A 21,886-nucleotide genomic window follows, 5' to 3' on the forward strand; every position below is an offset into this window, starting at 1 on the left:
AAACAAGCCTTCAACAAAGCAGGCCTTCTTACCTCAGCAAGGCCAATAACCCTTGTTTGGAAATGGATTTCAGCATGCCGCCATCGGTTTTGATCAGGTCCTGCACCAGCTCTTTTTTGGTGGCCTGCAGTTTCATGATTTTTTCTTCCACGGTGTTAGGGCAGATGAGGCGGACGGCCACTACGTTCTTCTCTTGTCCAATGCGGTAGGTGCGGTCTATGGCCTGGTTTTCTACGGCGGGGTTCCACCAAGGGTCTACCAGGTACACGTAATCGGCGCGGGTGAGGTTAAGGCCGGTTCCGCCCGCTTTCAGGCTGATGAGGAACACCCGTACGTCTTCCTGCTCCTGGAACGCCTTTACTGCACCCTGCCGGTCTTTGGACTGCCCGGTAAGGGTCACGAATTTGATGCTTCTGGCACGAAGTTCTTTCTGAATCAACTCCAGCATGGACACAAACTGCGAGAACACCAGAATCTTGTGATGTGGGGCCTTGCTTTCTATCTGCTCCAGCAGAACGGTAAGCTTCGCGGAGGTTTCCCCGGAAGAGGCTTCCTCGGGCAGCAGGGCGGGGGAGTTACAGATTTGGCGGAGTTTGGTGAGGCCGCGCAGCACGTGCATGGGGTTCTTCTGGATTTCTTCCTCGGCCTGGGCCGAGATAAACTCCCTGATCTCGCGCTCATAGGCGGCGTACACCTGGCGCTGGTTGGTGCCCATCTCGCAGTAAAGCACCATCTCGGTTTTCTCGGGCAGTTCCTTGGCTACCTGTTCCTTCGTTCTCCTGAGCAGAAACGGACTGATTCTTCGTTGCAGTTCCTCAGCGCGTTTATAGCTTTTGAACTGGTCAATGGGTTTGGAGTAGTGGTCGCGGAAGTACCGCTTGTTTCCCAGAAGCCCGGGGCAGGCAAAGGAAAACTGACCGTACAAGTCGTAGGTGTTGTTTTCCAGGGGCGTACCGGTGAGAATTAGCCGGTTGCGGGCTTGCAGCAGACGCACCGCCCGGTATCGTTGCGACTCGGGGTTCTTGATGTTCTGTGACTCGTCCAGGATGACGTAGTTGAACCGGTATTCCTTGAGCGGGGCGACATCAGACAACAAGGTGCCATAGGTGGTCAGAACGATCTCGTACGCATCCAGATCTTGCAGGGAGTCTGCCCGGTTGCTGCCGTAAAGTGTCATGATCTTGAGCGATGGCGCAAACTTGGCGGCCTCGTCTTGCCAGTTGAACAGTAGCGAGGTGGGCACCACCACCAAATTGGTGTTTTGGGCTACCTTTCCCCGCTGCGAAAGCAAAAACGCCAGCACCTGTACGGTTTTTCCCAGCCCCATGTCATCGGCGAGGCAGCCTCCGAAGTTGAACTGGTCCAGGAAGCTAAGCCAGTTCAGGCCCTGCTTCTGGTAAGGACGAAGGGAGGCCTTTAGTTCTTTGGGGACTTTCACCTCCGGTATGGCCTTGAAGTTTGCCAGTTTTTTCCGGTACACGGAAAGCTCTTCCCGCACTTCCTGGCTCAGGACCTCAGTCTCGTAGAGTTCTTCAATGCTGGCGAAGTTCATCTTGGGGGTGCGGAGGCGTTCACCCACTACCTCTCCGGCTTCAAAGAAGGATTTCAGTTTCTCTATCCAGGCCTGCGGCAAGATGCCTTGGGTACCGTCATCCAGCTGCACAAAGCGGCTTTTGCTGCGGAGGGATTTATGCAGGTTCTTGAGGGAGGCTTTCTGTTTGCCAAACTGCACGTCTAAGGCGGTGTCAAACCAGTTAATGCCACTGGTAACCAGAATGTTCACCTTAACCTTTTGCGGGTTGAACCGGTTGTCTTTCAGTTCCTTAAAGCCTAGGATGGTGATGTTGTGGTTTCGCCAAGCCTCAAACGCGTCCAGAAACCACTCGTGATCCAGAAAGCGGTCTTTGTGCAGGTAAAAGCAGTCCAGATGAAGTTGCTCCCTGAAAAAAGGGTGCTGTTTCAGGATAACGGACGTAAACTGAACCTCGGCTTCCTGGTCCCGAACCACGGTAAAGGAGTTGCCTAGCACATCGGTGCCGTAAATCTGTTTTTTGGAGAGCACCGGTATCTCCACGTGGCCATACCGCATCACCGGCGTAATCAGCACGAAATCCTCTGACTCAGATAAGTAAATGATCCGTTCCTGACCCTCGTCAAAGCCTTGTTCTTCTAACTGCTGGGGAGTGGCCGGTTTCAGGAACGAGTACGAAACCTTGATCCGAGCTTCCAGGTTGGAAAGAACGTTCTGCCGGAACTCCTCAAATTTGGAGGCATGCACCAGCAAGTAGTAGCCCCGCTTCTGAAAGAAATCAAGTACCCGGCGCAGGTCGGGATTGTGCAGCAGATATAGGCGGTTTTGGATCTGTAGAAAGTGTCCGTACTTCAATTGCAGGTTCTTCAAAGGGTACGGCTGGTCTTCAATGTGCAGCTGAGCGGTAATGGAATAGAAGCTGTCTTTGGCCTGCACCTCCAGCACCAGATCCAAAGGGGCTTTCTTTAGTTCTACCAGAGAGACCGAGCTCGCCGTAATGTTGGAGGACACTTCTGGGTTATGCTGGTACACCTCCAGGCCTAAGGGGTTTTGCACCAGCGCCTTCAAAGCTTCCAGGTCCGCTTCTGTGGGTTCTGTGTTGTAGTTATTCTGGAAACGGGAGAGGGCGGTGTAAAACTTGAGCTCCTCGGGCTCGTTCGTTTTCCAGACAAAATCTAGGGGGCTGAGGGCTTTGAGCGGGTTCTTTACTTTGCCAGTCTGGGTCATGGCCGCCTCCACCAATTCCACGTTCAGGTGCTTGTAATATTTATGTTCCCCCAACACTAAGATATGGTGCGCACTGTCTTTCCTGCTGACCTGGGCCGGGAGAAAAGGCAGTCCTGGCTTAGGTACCAGCTTCTCCTTCAAAAAAGCCTGTGATTCCTCTGTTATAGGTAAAAGCTCCGGCAATCTGGGTTTGATTTGAAGGGCTTTATTTGCGTACTCCAGGGCGAAATACTGATCCAGGTTTTTTTCGTGGTGCAGCCCATACGCGGCGGCAACTGGCTTTATCTTTTCGTGGCGCAGTCTCTCGTTAAAGAAAACCTGCAGGTCTTGTTTGGTGAGTAATACCTGCAGCACTTGCGATTGATGGGCACACAGGGAGTTCTTGGGAGCCGGGCATCCGCAGGAAAGCAACAAACCGCTCTGGTTCTGCACCACCGCCACTGTAGGGAAACGGCCAAACGGAGAAGTGCCCGAAATGGAGGCGGCATTGATTTCTATGTGCAGGGGATGCAAGTCAAAGCCCAGGGTACCGCCCGCCATGGCCTCCGCCGAGGAGTGCCGTGCAATGGTGGCGTAGGTCAACTCTGAAACAGAAATGTTGGGTATTAGATAATCGGTGGGAGGGATGCGCTCTACTTTCTGTGCCGGTACGTTGTCTGCCATTTCGCCCTGTATGTCTAAGGGGTGAAGTTACGCAATTAGGCGGGAAGGAGAGCGTCCTTCTGAGCTTTAAGCCCTCAGTTAAGGAAGAAGGCAATGTCCCCTCGGGTTCTGCGTTTTTTAGTAACTTTAAGGAAAATACACCCAAAGAAGCTTCACACAGGCTTCTGCTTTTAAGAAGACTATGCATAAACCATTGATGTGGGCAGGAAAGAAACCCGGCTTTTTAGTGCTGTTGGCCTTGGTGGGCTGTACCTCCACCCAGCCGCAGGCACCCACCGCCTCTACCCCAGCTGCCCCTACTCCCACTGAAACCAAACAAGCCCCCGCCAACCCGCTGTTAGCGGAGTGGACCGGACCTTACGGTGGGGTACCGGCCTTTGACAAGATGAACCTGGCCGACATTGTACCGGCGATGGAACAAGGCATGGCCTTGCACCTGGAAGACATTGAAGCCATCGTGAACAACCCGCAGGCCCCAACGTTTGAAAACACCATTGTGCCTTACGAGAAAGCCGGCGAGGCTTTGAACCGGGCTTTCATCTACTACGGCATCTGGGGCAGCAATATGTCCTCGCCCGAGTTCCGGAAAATCCAGGGCGAGCTGGCACCCAAGATTTCTGATTTCCGATCTAAGATCTCGCAGAACACCAAGCTTTTTGAACGTATCAAGGCCGTCTATGACAACTCCCGCAAAACTGCGTTGGCCGATGACCAGCAGCGGGTGGTGCAGTTGATTTATGAAGACTTCGCCATGGAAGGAGCGGGCCTGAGCCCCGAAGCCAAACAACGCTACGCCGCCATCAACAAAGAACTGTCGTCGCTGTACACCTCCTATGGCAACAATGTCTTAGCCGACGAGGAGAAGTATGTGACCTATTTCACCAAAGACCAACTGAGCGGTTTACCCGAGTCTTTTGTGAAAGCAGCCGCCAAAGCCGCCGAGGACCACGGACAGCCCGGCAAGTACGCTGTGACCAACACCCGTTCCTCCATGGACCAGTTCCTGACTTATTCCGATAACCGGGCCCTGCGCGAGAAAGTCTGGAACACCTACTATTCCCGCGGGGACAACGGCGATGCCAACGACAACAACAAAAACATCACCCGCATTCTGGAATTGCGCGACGAGCGGGTGAAGCTGCTGGGCTATGACACCTACGCTGACTGGCGCCTGCAGAACCGCATGGCCAAGAACCCGCAGAACGCCATGAACCTCATGAATGCCGTTTGGCCCGCCGCCCTGGCCCGGGTGAAACAAGAGGTGAAAGACATGCAGGCCGTTGCCAACGCCAGCGGAGCCAAGATCACTATTGCTCCCTGGGATTACCGCTACTACGCCGAAAAAGTGCGGAAAAAGAAATACGACCTAGATTCTGACGAGGTGAAGCAGTACCTTGAACTGGGCAACCTTACCCAAGCCATCTTCTTCACGGCCGGTGAGTTGTTCAACTTCGCCTTCAAGCCTGTACCCGCCGGATCGGTGCCGGTCTTCCACGAAGACGTGAAGGTGTGGGAAGTTACCGACAAGACCACCGGGGAGCACATTGGCTTGTGGTACCTTGATCCGTTTGCCCGCCAAGGAAAACGCTCTGGGGCTTGGGCCTCGCCGTACCGCAGCCATACCACCTTCAACGGGAAGAAAACGGTGCTGGCTTCTAACAACTCCAACTTCATCAAACCCGCTCCGGGTGAGCCAGTTTTGGTTTCCTGGGATGATGCCACCACGTTTTTCCATGAGTTTGGCCACGCGCTGCACTTCCTGGCTTCCAACGTGAAATACCCAACCCTGAACAGCGGCGTGCGCGACTACACCGAGTTCCATTCCCAATTGCTGGAGCGGTGGTTGTCTACTGATAAGGTGATCAACCAGTTCCTGAAGCACCACAAAACCGGACAGGTGATGCCGGCCCAATTGGTGGCCAAAATCAAGAAGGCGGCCACGTTCAACCAAGGATTTGAAACCACAGAATTTCTGGCTTCGGCGTTGATGGACATGAAATTCCATACCATTCCTGATCCTATCGGCCTGGACCCCGATAAATTTGAAAGGGAGACTTTAGCGGCCTTGAACATGCCTAAGGAGATTGTGATGCGCCACCGTTCGCCGCACTTCACGCACGTATTCTCTGGAGAAGGGTACGCCACCGGGTACTACGGTTACCTGTGGGCCGATGTACTGACCTCCGATGCTTCCGAGGCCTTTGAGAAGGCTCCCGGCGGTTTCTACGACAAGGAAGTAGCGGCCCGCCTGGTGAAATACCTGTTTGCCCCGCGCAATTCCATGGACCCTGCCGAGGCTTATCGCTTGTTCCGTGGCCGGGATGCCAAGATAGATGCCCTTATGCGTGACCGGGGCTTCCCGGTTCCGGTCCAGAAGACAAGTAAGAAGTAGCCGTACTACCTCTAAAGAAAATACCCCCATGTGCTCCTGTTTACCTGGTGGCGCATGGGGGTATTTCCTTTTGATCAAATTTCTTCTCAGGAGTTTTACGCTTCTTTTCCAGAAATAGGCTCTAATCTCATTAGGCTTTCAGAGTTGATGCAATAACGCAGTCCATAGGGTTGAGGACCGTCATGGAAAATGTGACCTAGGTGGCCATCGCAAACGTTGCATTGCACCTCTATCCGTTGCATGTGGTGGCTATCATCAAAGAGGTATTTGATGGCTCCTTTGGTCAAAGGTTGCGTAAAACTGGGCCAACCCGAGATGGCGTAATACTTCTCAGTGGAGTTAAACAAAGGACTGCCGCAGCCGGCACAGGCATACACTCCGGGCTCATACGAGCGGCAGAAAGCGTTCCGGTACGGCGATTCGGTTTCTTTCTGGCGCAGGATTCTGAACTGGGCCGGAGTGAGTTGCTGCTGCCATTCCTGTTCCGTTTTCTCCACCCGGTGGTACGGTTCAGGGTTGCTGTACTTGGCATATTTGATAACGTCACCCCACTGGATCATACTGGTTTTTTAAAAGGCTTTGGTTTTGCAGAACACGGGGAATCTTAGGGAGGTTCCTCTTTATTAGCGTTGCGGGTGTTTGGAAAAGTGCAAGAATTCAAATAGGTATAATGATGTGTCTTATTAATATTTCTTTTCTTATGCTCAGGGCCTAAATGTTTTGGCCGAAACTTCACTTCTGGTCAGTTGCCAGCTAAGTCGTGTCTTTCCATTTAAAGCATAGTTTCTTAAAATCAGGAGGAAAGCAGCCATTTAAGGCTTTGTTTAAATCCCCTGCTAGCTCCCAACTTTAGTAGAAATACGACCTTTTCAGGGTTTTGCCGTATGACGCGTGTAGGTACAGGAATGTAGCTTATAGGACGTTTCCACGAAACTGTGCTTAAAACACATACCTGCTGAACGTTACCACTGCCCATGAAATATAGCCTTACTATTCTTTTCTGTCTTCTTGTATCGGGGCTGCAAGCCCAGTTGATCTCTGCCCCAGACTCCATCAAACCCAACCGGGGCAACCGGGAAGAACAGCTTCTGCAAATCAAGGAACGAAAAAAGACGCTCTTCACCGATGCCCAAGGCGGCACCGAGCCCGCCAACGCGTTCTTGCTAGACACTACGCTTTTCAATAAGTACGGAGACCTGCTCAACGATGACCCGGTGTACAACAAACGCCAGCCCCTTTGGAAGCCAACAGCCCAGGTTTTGGGTGTCAATGCCTTGTTCATGGGATTCAACCGCTACGTGGCCAAAGCGGAATACGGCTACGTGAGCCCCAGTACCTGGAAAACCAATTTCAAGTCTAAACCGGAGTGGGACACCGATGAATTTGGCATTAACTTCATCGGCCACCCGTATCAAGGCACGCTGTACTTCAACGCCGCCCGATCCCAAGGGTACAACTACTGGCAGTCGTTGCCCTTTGCCGTGGGCGGAAGCCTGACCTGGGAGTACCTGGGCGAAAACACGCTTCCATCCTATAATGACATGATTTATACGCCTTTGAACGGGGCGGCCTTGGGCGAGATTTTGTACCGATTAAGTTCCAACATCCTGGATGACCGTACCCGAGGACGGGAAAGGGTGATCCGGGAGATTGCGGCCGGGGTGGTGAATCCGGTCAGGGGCTTGAACCGGTTGCTGCAGGGGAAAACGTTTCAGGTCACCAACAAAGAGGTGTACGAAAAAGAACCCATCAACATTACCCTCTTTGCGGGGGTGCACCGGCAGAACCAACAACAGGATGACGTCTTCGGTCCGGCCGAGAACAAGGGAATGCTTAACGTGCAACTGGATTACGGCAATCCCTTTGAACTCCAAAAACGCAAACCTTTTGATTTATTTCGTCTTCGGGCCGAATTCAGCAAGGGCGGAAGTGACACCCTTGCTGGAACCATCAACAACATCACAGGCTATGGGATATTGGTGGGCCGGAACAGCCAATTAGGAAAATTGGACCTACTCACCGGGGTTTTCCAGTATTATGACTATTGGAACACGCGTAACTTTGATTTAGGGGCCCTTGGGTTTGGGGGAGGCGTGTTCACTAGGCTTCCGCTCACAAACCAGTTGAACCTGTACACCAATGCCCACCTGGGCGTTATTCCCTTGGCCGGGAACAGTACCCGTTTCGCCCCCGATGAAAACGGCCTGCGGGATTACGTCTATACCACCGGTTTGCACGGAAAAATAGAAAGTACTCTGAGTTTAGGTCGTTACGCCACTGCTGCCTTTGTGTACTATCACTATTGGCTTAAAACGTTTGAGGGGTTGGAAGGCAGCAACTCTATCGGCATTATCAGACCGCGGGTTACGGTGCAGGTATATAAGAACCTGAGTTTGGGTTACGAACACTTTGGCTATACCACCAACCGTCGTCTGGAGGCTTACCCCACCCAACGAGCTGTTATCACTGATCAGAAAATCTTCCTGCAACTTTTCCTGCAAGACCCACAGCGCAGAGGAAGGTACAACTAGGGTTAAGCCTTTCCCCAACTTTGTTGAGCGGGATCCAGCTGGGCTTCTACTAATTTAAAGCTAGTTTCACTAAAATGCCCTCAAATCAATAAGGCCGCTTTACAAGCTAGTGGTTGTTTCTGAACTGATTTTGGTCCTGGCCGTGGGTTGTTTTAATTAAGCCTTACCTTTATTGTTTCCAAAGCCCTGTGCTGCAAAATACCGTAGCATAGGAATTGACTTGCAGAAGACTATGAAAGTAATAGGCAACATCTTAGACATCAGTACCCAACGAGACAGCAAACATCAAAACATAGAGGTGTACCTGGATTCCATTGAATACCTGACCAGCAAGAAAGACGGCCGGTATTACCAGGATTTCGAGTACCTGGATGAACTGGAAACCCCTTTGGTGATAACCGGCGATTGCCTGGCCCGGGTGAGTTCAAAGAAGGCCGAGGATGGCGAATATGAGTTTAGGGTCTATGACAAGGTAGGGGACGAGTATGTCCTGAACCCTAACAAGCAACTGTACCTGACTGTGTTGTATGACTTTGACGAGAACCTAACCATTCTGTCTGCTGCCTCTTATTACGTGACCTTGTCTAATGAGGAGTTCACGCAGTTCAAAACCGAGAAGGAGAAAGAGAAATCCCAGAAAAACTGGAAAGGCAGAAAGAAAGGGAAGTAAGCAAAGGCTAATTAGGTGCTGCAAAACAAGAGCACAAATGGCTTTATAGGACTTTGGCTTGCAAACTGTTATAACTTTTGTGTGCGCAGAGAGTAAAATAACCTAAATAGGCGATTTTATAAGCAAACGCTGGTCTACAGGCACATCAGGAACTATAAAATGGTTACCCTTAAACTGGAAATTCTTTACGAGGATGAGGTTGTCCAGATCCAGCTAGACAAGGAGAACGCCATGCTCCAGTTAACCTTTCTGCAACAGCCCAGCCTGGAGCAATTCAGGAGCCGGTATGAACTGGCGTTTGATCGGGCTGGGGCAAAAGGAGTAAGGCTATGGCTAACCGATGCCCAGAAAATCAAAGCCATGCTGCCCGAGAACCAAAGCTGGTTAAAGCAAAAGATGGCACCTCTCTTCGCTTCCTCCCAACTAAAGAAGTTTGCCATTGTGATGGCACCCGAATGCTTTGTCATGACCAATCCGCACAAAGTGTATGAAAAGCCCGTTACCGAAAAAGAGGTACCTTTGGCTGGAAACATCAAAGTGCATTTCGCGCAGGAAGCCGCTTTTGAATGGCTGTTAGAAAACTAGCAATTCAGCGGAGGGCGTACAAAAACTCACAGGCAGGAAACCAGTAACAACGCTGGAGTACCCCCAGAATAGTAAACCGTTAAGGGCAAGAGCCAGCGGTTATTAAAGGAATTTTCCATTTATGAACGATACAAAACCAGACCTTAGATCGGTGAATGTGGTGCGGTACGTGACCCCGCTGCGTGAAGGCGGTTCTCTGCCGGCCATTGTAGAAGCCGATGATGAGTTTCTCTATGTCTTAAAATTCAGAGGGGCAGGGCAGGGGGTGAAAGCCCTCATTGCCGAACTGGTGGCCGGCGAGATTGCCCGTGCCTTAGGGTTACGGATCCCCGAGCTGGTGTTTGCCCATCTAGACGAAAGTTTCGGGCGCACCGAGCCAGACGAGGAAATCCAGGATTTGCTCCGCTTCAGCGAGGGCCTGAACCTGGGGTTGCATTACCTCTCAAAAGCCATCACGTTTGATGCCCTGGTCACCACCGTTGACCCACAGTTAGCTTCCCAGATTGTCTGGCTTGATTGCCTCATCACCAACGTAGACCGTACGGCCCGCAATACCAACATGCTTATGTGGCACAAAGAACTGTGGCTCATTGACCATGGAGCGGCCTTTTACTTCCATCACTCCTGGCAAAACTGGCAGGAGCAAGCCAAGCGCCCCTTTGTGCAGGTGAAAGACCATGTGCTGCTTCCGCAGGCCACCGAACTAGAGGCCGTAGATGCGGCGTACAAAGCCATTCTTACGCCAGAAAGAATTCAATCCATTGTATCTTTGATCCCTGAAGACTGGCTTACCGGCGATGCGCCGTTTGCCTCTCCAGATGAACACCGTCAGGCGTACGCCCAGTTTTTAGAGACCCGCCTGGCCCATACAGAAATCTTTGTCAAGGAAGCCCAACATGCAAGAAAAGCACTTATTTGAGTATGCCGTTTTAAGGGTGGTTCCGTGCGTAGAACGCGAGGAATTTCTCAATGTTGGTGTCATTCTCTATTGCTCGTCTAAGGGATTTCTGCAGACGCAATTTCACCTGAATGAAGCCCGCCTGCAGGCGTTTGCCGGCCCGGTTGACGTGGCCGAACTACATGAACGCCTGAAAGCCTTTGAGCAGATCTGTACCGGGGGCAAAACCGGGGGTACTATCGGCCGCTTGCCCATTGCCTCGCGCTTCCGCTGGTTAACGGCTACCCGGAGCACTATTGTGCAGACCTCACCCGTACACCCTGGCCTGTGCACTGATCCGCAGGATACCCTTGCCCGTTTGTACCAGCAACTGGTAATGTAACGTTTGAGCCAGTAACAGCAGAGCTGCGTTTTAATGAGGTTTTTGTTGAAACAAGCCTAAAATGAAGTTGGTCTCTTGCAAATTATATTGGTAAGGAAGCCCAGCTGAAAGGGAATTCAATAGCGATAAAATACTGCGGGAATGAATTACCTGTGCCCTAGAGGTGTTACCACCTAAACAGGAACCAGAAGTAAAGAAAAGGAACCATCTAATGAAAATGACAGAAGAAGAGTTTGATGAAAGACTGGTGGAGACTTTGGATACTTTCCTGGAGACCATGGCCGAAAGCCCGGATGTGGACCTGGAAAAATTTTACACCATGACGTGCTTGCTGGAGAACCTGCGGTACTTCAGCCCAGTCCTTTACTCTGCACTTAAAGAAAAGAAACAGGATTCATAGGCCTTCTTGGGTCTCAAACAGGTATGGTTTAGGGGAGTATTCTCTCTCTAATCCAAAACACAGCAGCCATCTTATGATGGCTGTTTTTGTTTCTATCCCTTTTTAGCGGCCTTTCATCACATTTAGTTTCTGCCTTTAGAAAAGCTCTTTACTCTTGCCCATCATTAGTTTAGAAAGTTTACCAAAAGCACAAACGAGCATGGGCACTTCCCTAATTAATTCAGGCTGAAAAGATAAGAACCTACTTCTGGGGGGACTTACCAGAGAGCGTTGCATCCTCCTTCCCTTGCATAAACCCTTCCGGCCGGGGAAACTCAAACTCCATTCTGCCAAACGTTCAGGTAAACCCTGTCCTTCATCACATTTTCCAAGGCGTTCATCACAAATTTTATTTATACTCCTATGTTTCCTATATCATTGTTCCAAAATGAACATACAATGAATGATCTGATTTCAAACCCTTCTTACTTCAGAAAGGTGGAATTCTGGGCGGCTACCACCATCTTCGTGTTTGCGGTGTTTTTCCTGAACTCCAACGCAAATGTTCCTGAAAGGAGATTGTTTGAAGAAGCCAGGGTCCCTTTTGATTACTTCCAGGACTACTATTTCCCTCAGTTAATCCGCTATATCCTGCTGTACCTGGCGTTTCTGTTCCTGAATCTGAAAGTGGTGCCTAAACTGATGGCCCGGGAAAAGCTGGTGCTGCACCTAAGTATGATTCTGATTCCGTTTCTAGTGATTGGGATAGCGTTCGGCATCACCGATACCTACGCCAAAAACTACTTGTTTACCCGGTATAACAGTGAGGAAGAAACCTTTGACGCCATTTTCAAGAGCAGCTTCTTCAATGCCTTCCGGCTACTGATTTTGTTCGGCTTCTACTCTTTCATCAAGTATGTCGCCATTTACCTGTTGTCCAGCACAGAGGCCATCCAATCAAAATACCGGATTATCACCCGCGACGGGGTGTCGGCTTTTGTCTTCTGGATGATCAGTATGTTTTTGTTGCTGGTGGTGGATGCCGAAGGGGAGTTGATCTTGGGTTGGGGAATAGTGGGGCCTTGCAGCATCCTGTTTTACTGCTATTCTTTTTACACCTTAATTCCGATTTCCTTCACCAAAAAGAAACCCTTCAGGGCCTATTTGCTTCGGGCAGCCCTAGTCTTGATTGTCTCCATTGTACCCGTTGCTTTTCTGACGTTTTTGTTTGCCCATGATGCCGAAGTAGGTTTTTCCATCAGTCTGTTCAACGCGGTCTTCCAGCTGCTGATCACGGTCCCGCTGTCCTGGGTGCTTTACAAAAGACAGATGCAGGGTAACGCCGAGATTCACGTGCTGAAGAAGGAACTGGGGCAGTCAACGGCCAACTTTGACTTTCTCCGGTCCCAGATCAACCCGCACTTCCTGTTCAATGCCCTGAACACCATTTACGGCACCGCAATCCAGGAAAACGCCGAGCGCACCAGCGAGGGAATTGAGCGCCTGGGAAACATGATGCGCTTCATGCTCCAGGAAAACATGCAGGAACGGATTTCCCTGGCCCGCGAGATTGAATACCTGGAAAATTACATCACCTTGCAGCGGCTCCGGACCGATTCTAGCCCCAACGTGAAGATCAAGGAGGAGATTGAGCATCCGGCCACGCCGGTTCAGATATCGCCCATGTTATTGATCCCTTTTGTGGAAAATGCCTTTAAACACGGCATCAGCCTGCGGGAGCCCTCGCACATCAACATTACTCTGGAGGTGAAGGAAAACAAGCTGTATTTTGATGTTCATAACAGCAAGCACCTAAAGCAGGGAACCGACCCCGAGAAAGACAAAAGCGGCATTGGCCTGAGCAACGTGAAACAGCGCCTCCAGCTTCTATACCCACAAAAGCACGAACTAATTATAAGGGAAACCGGAAAAGAGTTCTTTGTGCACCTTACCTTGCAGCTAGCCTAGTGCCGGTACGTAGAAAGTCCTAAAGTTGTATGAAAGCCATTGCCATAGACGACGAACCTATTGCCCTTGACATCATCCGGTCGCACGCTTCCAAGGTCCCGTTCCTGGATTTGAAAGCTGAGTTTACCGATGCCTTTGAAGCCCTGGAGTACCTGCAAAAAGAAAGCATTGATTTGCTTTTCCTGGACATCAAGATGCCCGATATCTCGGGCATTGATTTCTTTAACTCTTTGAGCAAAAAGCCGCTGCTCATTTTCACCACGGCTTACTCAGAGCACGCGGTCACTAGTTTTGAGATGGATGCGGTAGACTACCTGTTAAAGCCTTTTTCATTGTCCAGGTTTATCAAAGGCTGCAACAAGGCGTTTGAACTGTATAATTTCAGAAACGCCTTTGAAACGACCGATCACCTGTACATCAAAACCGGGTATGAGCAGATTAAGGTGATGTACGATGACATCTTGTACCTGGAAGCCACGGGCAACTACGTCACCTTTGCTACCAAAGACAAAAACATTCTCTCGCGTAGCACCTTTATGGAAGCCATCAACCTTCTGCCGCAAGACAAGTTCGTGCGGGTGCATCGTTCGTATGTGGTGGCCGTCAACAAAATTGATAAAGTGGAAAGGCACCAGGTGACCATCAACCGCAAGACCATCCCCCTGAGCGAAGCCTTCCGCCAAAGCCTAACTGCTACCCTGAAGTAGGAGACGGATGCCGTCCTTCCAACTTTAAGATTTATGCTTTGAAGCCGATTTGCTTAAAGTAGCCCCAAATCTGACAAAGTAATTGGAGCTGTTTGCTGACAATTGGGAGAGTATAAAATAAAAGCAAAGGCCGGTAAGAAAGTTCTTACCGGCCTTTGCTTTTGGAAGTTATGAGTTTCTTAGGTCCAGTATAGGATGGGAGCCTCTGGAAAGCGTTTTTTCAGTTCGCTGTAGAAGAAGCTGCGCAGTTGGTGCATGGTAGCCGCATTGTAGACGTACTTCTTGCCGCCAAACTTATTGTACTTGAGAGATCGGTTGCTCTCGTCAAAGTCAATCATGGTGTTAGGATACCACTCCTGCAGCAGGGCCTTTGAACCCGGCGTGAAGCGGTGGCTGATCAACTCAAAGGTCAGGTCGCAAGGGAAATCCAGGGTCTGCTCCAGTCGGTCCAGCAGATAGGTGTATTGCTCTTCCCAATCTGGTACCGGCATGATAGGGGCAATCACCAGACCTACTTTGTACCCACCGCCGCCTTCAGATTTAGGTAAAGCTAGTTTGCGGATGGCAGCCAATCGGGCCTCTAAAGAAGCGGTACCGCCTTCCATGCGGCGGGTGATAAAGTCTGAGTTGATGCTGATGCGCGGTTGCGTGTGACCGTTGTGCTGAACGTCCAGCAGGCCATCTACCTGGTCAAACTTGGAAACCCAACGCAGGTTCATGCCTTCATGCTCGCCAAAAAAGCGGATGGTTTCTGACAAGCTGCCGGTCACGTGCTCAATCCCCAACGGATCTGTGTAACAGCTGGCTTCAAAGGTGGTCACCTCATTAGGTTTGCGGTAGTTCAGCAGATTGTTCAGGATAGTAGGCAGATTGGCAAAGGCTCTGATCACAGGCGGCCCTTGCAAGCTACCAGCCAGATAGCAATACTGGCAGTGCGCGGGGCACCCTTCGGCCAGGTGGAACTGATAGTCTGCGGAAGGAGGGATGGGCTGCAACTTAAGCGCACTAGGCGGTGCGGTTACAATGGCCAGTGTGCTTTTGGCTTTTCGGTACGTTTCACGCTCGTCTTCGCCGCGCAAGCCCACCAAGCGGTTGCTCTTCAACTCCTGCACAGGTAAACCCAGGGCCTTCACCCGCTCGTACATCTGCTGACCCCAAGGTTCTTCCAAGGCAGCCGGGGTGATCAGAACCTGTTTGGGCATCCATATTTTAGAGCGGATTTCTGATTTGGGGTTCTTTATCTCCTGAAGTGCTTCCATCTATTTTCTTCTGCTTATTTAGAGTGTATCAAGCCGTTCACCAAGCCCTGAAATGGCCTGTCTGGCGCTATTAGGTAAACAGAAGCATCCGCTATTTGATTCAGTTTTTAAGCTTGAAAATAGTTTATAAATAGCTGGTTATCAAGATGTTAAATAAATATTTACCTGAACCTAACAGGCTGGGTAGCTGTTGTAAATACGTATGCAGAAATTCAATCCAACTACCATTCTTTACACCCCTGATGCCCTGAACGAGCGTGGTATGAAGGCCTTGATCACCTATCCGGATGCGGTGCATCAGGAGATTGTGCAGCACAACCGGCTACCCGTTCTGGAGGGAAACCACTACCAGGTGAAATCAGATGTTCTGGTGTTAGGGAGGCTGAAAACCTTGGTGTGCCGGGAAAGCGGCCGAAGTTCAGATTTTATTTCGCCCAGCCTGGCCAACGGCTGTATGGGGGCTTGTGCCTACTGCTACGTAGACCGCAACAAGGCCGTCAACCCCATCACCCTGTTCACCAACACCGAGGAAATTTTGGCTGCGGTAAACAAACACGTCCAGAAGCAGCCCTGGCCTAAAGTTCCCAACCAAACGCATGCCCAGTTCTACACCTATGACATTGGGTGTAACTCTGATGTGTCGGTGGATGCCTCTATTTCGGATGGGGTACAACAAGCAGTGCATTTCTTCCGGGAGCACCCTAAAGCGTTTGCCACCTTTGCTACCAAGTTCGTGAACCCCGAAATGTTGACCTATGATCCGCAGGGCAAGACCCGCATTCGGTTTAGCCTCCTGCCCCAGAAAGTAAGCAAACTGGTAGATGTACGTACCGATAGCTTGGCCAAGCGCTTAGCCGCCATCAACGACTTCTACCAGGCCGGTTATGACGTGCACGTGAACTTCTCCCCGGTGATTGTGTACGAAGGCTGGCTGGAGGATTACCGCGAGCTATTTGAACAGTTGAACCAGGTTGTGCCTCCTAAACTGAAGGAGACCATGAGTTGTGAGGTGATCTTCCTGACACATAACCAATGGCAGCACGAGATCAACCTCTCCATCAACCCCAAGGCTGAAGATATGATTTGGGCCCCGGCCATTCAGGAGACCAAAAAGAGCCAGTTTGGCGGGATTAACGTCCGGTACCAGTACCAGTTGAAAGCCGGTTGGATCAATGAATTCAAGAAGCTGCAACAAGAAGTGATTCCCTGGTGTGACATCCGGTACATTTTCTAACCAAATCGCCTAAAGTAGACGAAAAGCCTCTGTTTGCCACCTGCGCGCAGAGGCTTTTTGTTTTCCTGGACTTTATAAGTCTAAGTAAGTCTTTATATTAGGTGAGCAAAGGAGGATTTCTGCCTGTGTTTTTATAACGTTTTTTTAATCGAACAAAGACCTTGTTTCTATAATAACCACAAACCTGAAGAACATCTCTGAAGTAGAAAATCCTTCCCCCAACGAGTCCTGAGTGACGCATCAAACAAAGTGAGCTATGAGAATTGAACAGTTTACCACCGAGAACGGAAATGTGCAGGCTACTTTGGCCGAGCTTAGGGAGAGGGTGCAGGGAAAAGCATTTTCGGACGTCATTGATGCGGAGGGGCACCAGTACGTGGATCTGGTCATGGAAGGAGGGGGCATGATGGGCATTGCCCTGGTGGGGTATGCTTACGTGCTGGAGATGATGGGCTTGCGATTTCGGAGGCTGGGGGGCACCTCGGCCGGTTCTGTCAATGCGGTGTTGATGGCCGCTGCCGGACCCATGCAGCAAGAGGCCAGTAGCTGGTTACTGCAGATCTTAGCCAATAAAAACTTCTATGATTTTGTAGACGGGGACGAAGACGCCAGAGACTTTGTGGAAGCCTTAACCAAAAATAGCAACTTGGTGAAACTGACTTGGAAAGGGGCTCAGGTGGTAGACAACCTCAAAAACGATTTAGGGCTGAACCCGGGCAGGCATTTCCATGAATGGCTGACCAGGCTTTTACATGAAAAACAGGCGGACACCTGGGGCAAACTGCGGGAACTTAGAAAACCAGCCCCCGGGTTGCTTCAGCTGCGAGATGGTTCTCCCTACGTTCCTGAAAAAGGCCGCCAAATCGCCTTGGTGGCCGCCGATGTCACCACCCAGACCAAGGTGGATTTCCCCGCTATGGCCGACCTGTACTGGGCTAACCCCGACCAGGTAAACCCCGCCGATTTTGTGCGGGCTTCCATGTCTATCCCGTTCTTTTTTCACCCTTTCCGGCTCAAGAACCTTCCGGAAGGAGAGGCAGTCCTGCGAAAGTGGAGAGACGTGGGCTACACCGGAAACGTGCCCCAGGAAGTGTTCTTTGTGGACGGCGGCATCAATTCCAACTTCCCCATTGACCTCTTTCATGTGCACAACCGGGTGCCCAAAGTACCCACCTTCGGCGTGAAACTGGGCGTTGAGCGTGACAAGCCACGGCAAATTAAAAAGGTCAAGCATCTGGTGGAAGCCATCTTTGACTCGGCCCGCCATGTGCATGACTATGACTTTGTGGCCCGAAACCCCGATTACCGGCATCTGGTGGCCTTCCTGGAAACGGAGGATTTTAAGTGGATCGACTTTAGAATGGCCGACCAGGAAAAGCTGCGCCTGTTTGAGATAGGGGTAAAAGGAGCCGCCAATTTCCTGCTCAAGTTTGATTGGCAGAAGTACAAAGAGCTTAGGGCCACCCTGGTGGACTTGAAGCACCAATCTGATGACATGCTGGCCAACGCCTCTGGTAAGAAGATGATCGAGGGTAATGACCAGGTGGTTTGAAATACCAATAAAGCAATAACTTCACAGGAATTTGGCTTGTAGTAGTTTAAGTTTTTAATTCCGACATGGTAAACAATTTCACATTCTTACTCGTGGAGTGTCATAGGGTTGATTCAAAATCTGTTGGTGGTGAAGGGTGCTGGACGGTTGGGGAAAAGAAGGATGTGCAGTTTTATAGAGCAGCTTTTCAACTTCATCTGCTGCTGTTTTAAGGCCGTTTTCCTTTTTCAGTTCCTGAACCACCTGAGCTGCGTTGGAGGTAAAGGCAACATTTGAAAGTAGTGCTTTAATGGCTCTCCGTAGTTTGCGGGCACTTACTTCTTTCATAGGAATTCCCTTCGCAATGCCAAGTCGTTGGACGCGTTCCAGGTTGTCGTGCTGATCGTTACATTCTGGGAGGATGATCATGGGGGTGCCGCTGTACATGGCCTGTCCGGTGGTTCCAATCCCGCCTTGGTGCACAATACAGGAAGCATGGGGGAACAACTGGGAGTAGGGGGCATAGTCATCAAAGAAGATCTTATCGTTGCTCTTACCTTGGTACTTGGAAAAGTTAGCAGCCCCGGTTAAGATGACAGACCGGTGATTCAGTTTCTGGGCAACTTCATAAAACAGGTCAAAAAGCCCGCGGTGCTTCATGACGCTGTTAGAACCTAAGGTAAACACCACAGGCGGCGGGCCGCTGGCCAGAAAGTTCTGAAGCCCCGGGGAAAGAACCTGGTGCGTGAGGTTCTGGTCAAACAAGACAAAGCCTGTAAGCACCGAATTGGCCGGAAAGTCGGGCTGAACGTCTCCCAGTAAACGGGAATACATCCCCAGATTCAGGTATTCTGACGTAGCACCGTTGGTGAGCGGGTTCGAGTCATCCAAAACTCCTTCCTGCGCCCTGAGTTCCTGCACCGGTTTAGTCCATTCATTGGATACTCTGAAGATCTCCCGGAACAGGAAACGGTTAAACTCTGGCCCGAAACGGTAGGTGTGCTTCATGAACTCCATGGTGGGGATTACCGGCGGATCATAGATAGACCAGAACGTCATAGGAGACAGCATCACCGATGCCCAGGGTTTCTTGAGCTTTTTGGAGCAAAGCGGGGCAAAGTAGGAAAGGATGCCACTGATGATCAGATCCGCGTCTTTGGCGGTTTCTAAAAACGAATAGTAGCTATCTGCCACCCGGGGGAAGATGATTTCCCGGTGAAACCGCTCGGGACCGTTTTTGGGGTCCAGAACGGTTTGGATCATCTTCTGGTCGTTGGGGTCAAGGTTGGGGTACACCTCTTGAAAAAAAAGCCCCTGTTTCTGGAGGTAAGGCTGAAAGTACTTAGAGGTGGAGAAGCTTACCTGGTGGCCCCGTTTCTTTAACTCCAAAGCCAGTGCCACCATCGGGTTTATGTCACCCAGCGTGCCCAGCGTTGTGATGGCTATTTTCTTGCCCATTCAGCCTGATGTAAAGTAAGTTGTGGTTAAACCAATTGATACTTAGTTACTCAAGTTTTTGGTAAGGGTTGTAGTAAAACTTACTTAAGAGTTTTAAAATCAGCTACCAATTAAAAACAGGGTTCCCCGTTTAGAGGCGGCTTTCAAAATATGCTCTCTAAAACGGGGAACCTTGTGTACGTCTCTAGAAGAATTTAACTCACCTTCGGCTCGGGTGCGCTGGCTGAGATCAGTTTTTCGCTTTTCAGTTCTTTCCAGAAAGCCGCAGGAATTTTGGTTTTGAAAGAGGCCGCGTTGTCAGCGGACTGTTTGGGGTTACTGGCACCTGGTATCACCGAGGTAACAATTCCCGGGGCCGCCGAGAACTGCAGGGCTGCGGTACGCAGGTCTACTTTATGGTTTTTGGCAATGGCTTCCATCTTGCTGCGCTTCTGCAAATACTCCTGAGGGATAGTAGGCCCGTAGTTGTACCGATCTTTGCCGGCTAGGAAACCAGCGTTGAGCGGAGCCCCCACCACAATGGAAACATCCTTTTCCTCGCAGGCCGGGAACAGGCGGGTAAGGGCATCCTGGTGGTACATGAGGGAGTATTGCGTGGCCGACAGCATGATGTTGGGCTCGGCTACTTCCAGCGTTTTCAGGATGGGTTCAATGCGGTTCACGCCCATGCCCCAGGCTTTGATAATGCCTTCCTCGCGCATTTTGGTCAGTTCCGGCATAGCGCCTTTCTGGGCCACCTGAAAATACTCGGTCCATTTGTCGCCCATGTCGCCGTTGTCTGGGGAGAGGTCATGGATGAACACTATATCGATGCTGGATAAGCCTAGCCTCAGCAGACTGTCCTCAACCGATTTGCGCACCCCGGCCGCCGAGTAATCATACTTGAACTTGAAATTTAGCTTGCCTTTCCAGATATCGTTGGGGTTCTCCTTGAACTTGGTATCCGGTTCAAACACGCGGCCTACCTTGGTGGAAAGCACAAAGTCATTCCGGTTTTTGTTGAACAGGAAATGCCCGAACCGGCGCTCGCTCAACCCATAGCCGTAGAAAGGCGAGGTGTCTAAATAGCGTACCCCGGCGTTCCAGGCTGCCTCCAAGGCATCGTGTATCTGCTCATTGGTATTCACGTGAAAGGCATTGCCGGCTGCTACGCCGCCAAAGCCTGATTTATTGGGTAGCCGGAAACCGGCCTTCAGTTGCTCAAATTCTACTTCAGACATAGTATTCAGGTTTGTAGTTACGTTTTCCGTCCCAAACGCCGAGGGCATCAGGGGGGCAAAGGCCATGGCCGTAGTTGCCAGGGCCGTTCTGGTGATGAAATCTCGTCTTGAAATCATTTTAGATGAATTAAAAAGAGAGGTTTGCTTATGGAATGATTTTCTTGTCTCGGAGCATCTGGAAGGTCCCTAACATGTAGTCAATGCTGTCAATGTGCATTTCATGGAAACCGAACCGCCGGGCTTTGTTCACGTCCATGAACGCGTCGTACTTGGTGTTGAAGATAAATTCCCCGAAGCCAAACTGCACCAGCTTGTTCAGGGGGATAGGCTCTAACCCGTATTTCTGAACCATCTCGTCCCACAGCGCGCCTTTATCGGCCATGTATTCTTGCAGGGAGAACGTTTGCGGCTCGTCAATCTCTACTCCAAAGAACTCCCCGAATTTCTTCCAGGCCTGTTCCCACCGAAACACATCGCCATTGGTAATGTTGAAGATCTCCTCGCGGGCGTGCTCGTTCAAGGCCGCCCATTCCATGCTTTTGGAGAGCACCTCTACGCCCGTCACGTTCACAATCACCTTGTAAGCTTTTGGCGTACCCGGAAAACGGAAGGCTACACCTAGTTCTTTGCACATGCTGGCGTACACCGCAATGAGGTTAGACAAGTTCATCGGGTTGCCAATGGTAAACCCGATCACAATATCCGGCCGCAATGCCGTCCAGTTCCACTTTTTGCCTTGAGAGGCTTTGCTTAAGAAATCTTCCTGGCTGTAATAGAAGTTAGGCGGGAACGTGCGCAGATCGGTTTCTTTGGCGGGCGTTTTATAGATGCCCAGGTGCGCCCCGTAGGCCTTACCGCCTTGGATGAAGGTGACGTGTTCCAGATTGGGGGCTACCTGCTCAAGGCCGTTGATGAGGTTCTCTAGCAAGGCCAGGTTCACGCTGGTTTGCTCCGTCAGAGTCTTGTTTTCAATGTATGAGGTGAAGAATACGTGCGTAACGGGGAATAAATCCTCGGCTTTGGATTGCACGGCATTAGCATCCAGTAAATCCAGCGCCACAAACCTGGCCGTGGTTTCAAAGTTCAGCGGCGTGCGGGAAGTTGCAATCACGTCCCAGTTCCTCGTTTGGGTGAGGTATTCGGTGAGGTTTCTGCCAATGATCCCGTTGGCGCCGGCCACCAGCGCTGTTCTCTTGATACTCATATTCTCTTAGGTTTTCTGGTTAGTGTCCTTAACTACCTCTGAGAATA

The 21,886-nt window shown here is 50.7% G+C and carries 17 protein-coding genes; 11 read left to right on the forward strand and 6 right to left on the reverse strand.

The window, feature by feature from the left end:
- Positions 1-28: 28 nt before the first annotated feature.
- Positions 29-3,421, reverse strand: coding sequence for a DEAD/DEAH box helicase (locus ACW9SV_RS17750; RefSeq protein ID WP_479558106.1), 3,393 nt, complete (start codon positions 3,419-3,421; stop codon positions 29-31).
- Between the two features lie 181 nt (positions 3,422-3,602).
- Here ACW9SV_RS17750 and ACW9SV_RS17755 point away from each other — a divergent pair, with 181 nt between their 5' ends.
- Positions 3,603-5,813 (forward strand): M3 family metallopeptidase, encoded by a 2,211-nt coding sequence (locus ACW9SV_RS17755; RefSeq protein WP_479558107.1) that lies wholly within the window; start codon positions 3,603-3,605, stop codon positions 5,811-5,813.
- 95 nt (positions 5,814-5,908) lie between these two features.
- Here the strand turns inward: ACW9SV_RS17755 and msrB are convergent, their stop codons facing one another.
- The gene (gene msrB / locus ACW9SV_RS17760; protein WP_479558108.1) at positions 5,909-6,373 is read right to left on the reverse strand and encodes a peptide-methionine (R)-S-oxide reductase MsrB; all 465 of its coding nucleotides are present in this window, start codon (positions 6,371-6,373) and stop codon (positions 5,909-5,911) included.
- Positions 6,374-6,787: 414 nt separating this feature from the next.
- On the opposite strand from msrB, the gene ACW9SV_RS17765 reads away from it, so the two are divergent.
- The 8 genes from ACW9SV_RS17765 to ACW9SV_RS17800 all read left to right on the forward strand — a co-directional run bounded on the left by ACW9SV_RS17765 (position 6,788) and on the right by ACW9SV_RS17800 (position 13,933).
- Positions 6,788-8,344 (forward strand): DUF3943 domain-containing protein, encoded by a 1,557-nt coding sequence (locus ACW9SV_RS17765; RefSeq protein ID WP_479558109.1) that lies wholly within the window; start codon positions 6,788-6,790, stop codon positions 8,342-8,344.
- A 232-nt stretch (positions 8,345-8,576) separates the two neighbouring features.
- Entirely contained in the window at positions 8,577-9,014 is a 438-nt protein-coding gene (locus ACW9SV_RS17770; protein ID WP_479558110.1) for a hypothetical protein, read from the forward strand.
- Between the two features lie 159 nt (positions 9,015-9,173).
- Positions 9,174-9,599 (forward strand): hypothetical protein, encoded by a 426-nt coding sequence (locus ACW9SV_RS17775; protein ID WP_479558111.1) that lies wholly within the window; start codon positions 9,174-9,176, stop codon positions 9,597-9,599.
- A gap of 121 nt (positions 9,600-9,720) precedes the next feature.
- On the forward strand, positions 9,721-10,518 hold the full coding sequence (locus tag ACW9SV_RS17780; RefSeq protein WP_479558112.1) for a HipA family kinase: 798 nt from the start codon (positions 9,721-9,723) through the stop codon (positions 10,516-10,518).
- Positions 10,496-10,879 carry a DUF3037 domain-containing protein gene (locus ACW9SV_RS17785; protein WP_479558113.1) on the forward strand — a complete coding sequence of 128 codons (384 nt, stop codon included), beginning with the start codon at positions 10,496-10,498 and terminating at the stop codon, positions 10,877-10,879. The genes ACW9SV_RS17780 and ACW9SV_RS17785 overlap by 23 nt, the downstream gene beginning before the upstream one ends.
- Positions 10,880-11,090: 211 nt before the next feature.
- The gene (locus tag ACW9SV_RS17790) at positions 11,091-11,279 is read left to right on the forward strand and encodes a hypothetical protein (RefSeq protein WP_479558114.1); all 189 of its coding nucleotides are present in this window, start codon (positions 11,091-11,093) and stop codon (positions 11,277-11,279) included.
- Positions 11,280-11,717: 438 nt separating this feature from the next.
- Entirely contained in the window at positions 11,718-13,226 is a 1,509-nt protein-coding gene (locus ACW9SV_RS17795; protein WP_479558115.1) for a sensor histidine kinase, read from the forward strand.
- Between the two features lie 29 nt (positions 13,227-13,255).
- Positions 13,256-13,933, forward strand: coding sequence for a LytR/AlgR family response regulator transcription factor (locus ACW9SV_RS17800; protein ID WP_479558116.1), 678 nt, complete (start codon positions 13,256-13,258; stop codon positions 13,931-13,933).
- Between the two features lie 179 nt (positions 13,934-14,112).
- Here ACW9SV_RS17800 and ACW9SV_RS17805 read toward each other — a convergent pair whose 3' ends face one another.
- Positions 14,113-15,192, reverse strand: coding sequence for a spore photoproduct lyase family protein (locus ACW9SV_RS17805; protein WP_479558117.1), 1,080 nt, complete (start codon positions 15,190-15,192; stop codon positions 14,113-14,115).
- Positions 15,193-15,394: 202 nt separating this feature from the next.
- Here ACW9SV_RS17805 and ACW9SV_RS17810 point away from each other — a divergent pair, with 202 nt between their 5' ends.
- Positions 15,395-16,426 (forward strand): spore photoproduct lyase family protein, encoded by a 1,032-nt coding sequence (locus tag ACW9SV_RS17810; RefSeq protein WP_479558118.1) that lies wholly within the window; start codon positions 15,395-15,397, stop codon positions 16,424-16,426.
- A gap of 256 nt (positions 16,427-16,682) precedes the next feature.
- Complete coding sequence (locus tag ACW9SV_RS17815) at positions 16,683-17,978, forward strand: patatin-like phospholipase family protein (protein WP_479558119.1); 1,296 nt, start codon at positions 16,683-16,685, stop codon at positions 17,976-17,978.
- Between the two features lie 78 nt (positions 17,979-18,056).
- On the opposite strand, the gene ACW9SV_RS17820 is transcribed toward ACW9SV_RS17815, so the two are convergent.
- From ACW9SV_RS17820 to ACW9SV_RS17830, 3 genes are all read right to left on the reverse strand, one after another.
- Entirely contained in the window at positions 18,057-19,415 is a 1,359-nt protein-coding gene (locus tag ACW9SV_RS17820; RefSeq protein ID WP_479558120.1) for a glycosyltransferase, read from the reverse strand.
- Between the two features lie 194 nt (positions 19,416-19,609).
- Positions 19,610-20,752, reverse strand: coding sequence for an aldo/keto reductase (locus ACW9SV_RS17825; protein ID WP_479558121.1), 1,143 nt, complete (start codon positions 20,750-20,752; stop codon positions 19,610-19,612).
- A gap of 28 nt (positions 20,753-20,780) precedes the next feature.
- Complete coding sequence (locus ACW9SV_RS17830) at positions 20,781-21,839, reverse strand: SDR family oxidoreductase (RefSeq protein WP_479558122.1); 1,059 nt, start codon at positions 21,837-21,839, stop codon at positions 20,781-20,783.
- Between the last annotated feature and the right edge of the window lie 47 nt (positions 21,840-21,886).

It is taken from the genome of Rufibacter sp. JT20002, from assembly GCF_056491185.1.

What these genes read in the sequence shown, in the direction of transcription:
- ACW9SV_RS17750 (WP_479558106.1), bottom strand. Translation starts at nt 3,421, where the DNA reads ATGGCAGACAACGTACCGGCACAGAAAGTAGAGCGCATCCCTCCCACC.
- ACW9SV_RS17755 (WP_479558107.1), top strand. Translation starts at nt 3,603, where the DNA reads ATGCATAAACCATTGATGTGGGCAGGAAAGAAACCCGGCTTTTTAGTG.
- msrB (WP_479558108.1), bottom strand. Translation starts at nt 6,373, where the DNA reads ATGATCCAGTGGGGTGACGTTATCAAATATGCCAAGTACAGCAACCCT.
- ACW9SV_RS17765 (WP_479558109.1), top strand. Translation starts at nt 6,788, where the DNA reads ATGAAATATAGCCTTACTATTCTTTTCTGTCTTCTTGTATCGGGGCTG.
- ACW9SV_RS17770 (WP_479558110.1), top strand. Translation starts at nt 8,577, where the DNA reads ATGAAAGTAATAGGCAACATCTTAGACATCAGTACCCAACGAGACAGC.
- ACW9SV_RS17775 (WP_479558111.1), top strand. Translation starts at nt 9,174, where the DNA reads ATGGTTACCCTTAAACTGGAAATTCTTTACGAGGATGAGGTTGTCCAG.
- ACW9SV_RS17780 (WP_479558112.1), top strand. Translation starts at nt 9,721, where the DNA reads ATGAACGATACAAAACCAGACCTTAGATCGGTGAATGTGGTGCGGTAC.
- ACW9SV_RS17785 (WP_479558113.1), top strand. Translation starts at nt 10,496, where the DNA reads ATGCAAGAAAAGCACTTATTTGAGTATGCCGTTTTAAGGGTGGTTCCG.
- ACW9SV_RS17790 (WP_479558114.1), top strand. Translation starts at nt 11,091, where the DNA reads ATGAAAATGACAGAAGAAGAGTTTGATGAAAGACTGGTGGAGACTTTG.
- ACW9SV_RS17795 (WP_479558115.1), top strand. Translation starts at nt 11,718, where the DNA reads ATGAATGATCTGATTTCAAACCCTTCTTACTTCAGAAAGGTGGAATTC.
- ACW9SV_RS17800 (WP_479558116.1), top strand. Translation starts at nt 13,256, where the DNA reads ATGAAAGCCATTGCCATAGACGACGAACCTATTGCCCTTGACATCATC.
- ACW9SV_RS17805 (WP_479558117.1), bottom strand. Translation starts at nt 15,192, where the DNA reads ATGGAAGCACTTCAGGAGATAAAGAACCCCAAATCAGAAATCCGCTCT.
- ACW9SV_RS17810 (WP_479558118.1), top strand. Translation starts at nt 15,395, where the DNA reads ATGCAGAAATTCAATCCAACTACCATTCTTTACACCCCTGATGCCCTG.
- ACW9SV_RS17815 (WP_479558119.1), top strand. Translation starts at nt 16,683, where the DNA reads ATGAGAATTGAACAGTTTACCACCGAGAACGGAAATGTGCAGGCTACT.
- ACW9SV_RS17820 (WP_479558120.1), bottom strand. Translation starts at nt 19,415, where the DNA reads ATGGGCAAGAAAATAGCCATCACAACGCTGGGCACGCTGGGTGACATA.
- ACW9SV_RS17825 (WP_479558121.1), bottom strand. Translation starts at nt 20,752, where the DNA reads ATGATTTCAAGACGAGATTTCATCACCAGAACGGCCCTGGCAACTACG.
- ACW9SV_RS17830 (WP_479558122.1), bottom strand. Translation starts at nt 21,839, where the DNA reads ATGAGTATCAAGAGAACAGCGCTGGTGGCCGGCGCCAACGGGATCATT.